The following is a 1,449-nucleotide window of genomic DNA, read 5'->3' on the forward strand; positions in this document are numbered from 1 at the left end:
TGAGACGTGATGCCGAGCCGTTTCAGGTGAAGTCATTGATCCTATGCTGCCGAGAAAAGCCTCTAGCGATGTTCCGAGCGGCCCGTACCCTAAACCGACACAGGTGGTCAGGTAGAGAATACTAAGGCGACGGGTGAACTGTGGTTAAGGAACTCGGCAAATTGCCCCCGTAACTTAGGGAGAAGGGGGGCCGGACGCGTGAAGCCCCTTTGCGGGTGGAGCGTGGTATGGCCGCAGAGAGCAGGGGGAAGCGACTGTTTACTAAAAACACAGGTCCATGCCAAGTCGTAAGACGATGTATATGGACTGACGCCTGCCCGGTGCTGGAACGTTAAGGGGACCTGTTAGCTCTTCGGGGCGAAGCGGAGAACTTAAGCGCCAGTAAACGGCGGTGGTAACTATAACCATCCTAAGGTAGCGAAATTCCTTGTCGGGTAAGTTCCGACCTGCACGAATGGCGTAACGACTTCCCCACTGTCTCAACCACAGGCCCGGCGAAATTGCAGTACGAGTAAAGATGCTCGTTACGCGCGGCAGGACGGAAAGACCCCGGGACCTTTACTATAGCTTGACATTGGTATCCGAATTTAATTGTGTAGGATAGGTGGGAGCCGGTGAAGCTTGGACGCCAGTTCAGGTGGAGGCAATCTTGAAATACCACTCTGTTGGGTTTGGGTATCTAACTTGCGGCCCTGATCGGGTCGAGGGACAGTGTCTGGTGGGTAGTTTAACTGGGGCGGTTGCCTCCTAAAGGGTAACGGAGGCGCCCAAAGGTTCCCTCAGCCTGGTTGGCAATCAGGTGTTGAGTGTAAGTGCACAAGGGAGCTTGACTGTGAGACTGACGGGTCGAGCAGGGACGAAAGTCGGGACTAGTGATCCGGCACTTGCGTGTGGAAGCGGTGTCGCTCAACGGATAAAAGGTACCCCGGGGATAACAGGCTGATCTTCCCCAAGAGTCCATATCGACGGGATGGTTTGGCACCTCGATGTCGGCTCGTCGCATCCTGGGGCTGTAGCAGGTCCCAAGGGTTGGGCTGTTCGCCCATTAAAGCGGTACGCGAGCTGGGTTTAGAACGTCGTGAGACAGTTCGGTCCCTATCCGCCGTGCGCGTTGGATACTTGAGAAGGGCTGTCCCTAGTACGAGAGGACCGGGACGGACGAACCTCTGGTGTGCCAGTTGTCCCGCCAGGGGCACGGCTGGTTGGCTACGTTCGGAAGGGATAACCGCTGAAAGCATCTAAGCGGGAAGCTCGCTTCGAGATGAGGTATCCCACCACCTTGAGTGGGTAAGGCTCCCAAAAGACTATTGGGTTGATAGGCCGGAGATGTAAGCCAGGTAACTGGTTCAGTCGACCGGTACTAATAGGCCGAGGGCTTAACCACCTTAAACTTTTTGCTCAACGCGTCCACTGTGTGATTCACAGCAAACGAACAACCACCCCCAAACA

At 55.4% G+C, this 1,449-nt stretch carries 1 rRNA gene; it reads left to right on the forward strand.

The features are described from left to right. Window positions 1–1,384, forward strand: a 23S ribosomal RNA gene (locus tag ACGFJ7_RS46775); the annotation flags it as partial. Window positions 1,385–1,449: the final 65 nt, after the last annotated feature.

The organism is Actinoplanes sp. NPDC048988 (assembly GCF_043197815.1).
Taxonomy (GTDB): Bacteria; Actinomycetota; Actinomycetes; order Mycobacteriales; family Micromonosporaceae; genus Actinoplanes.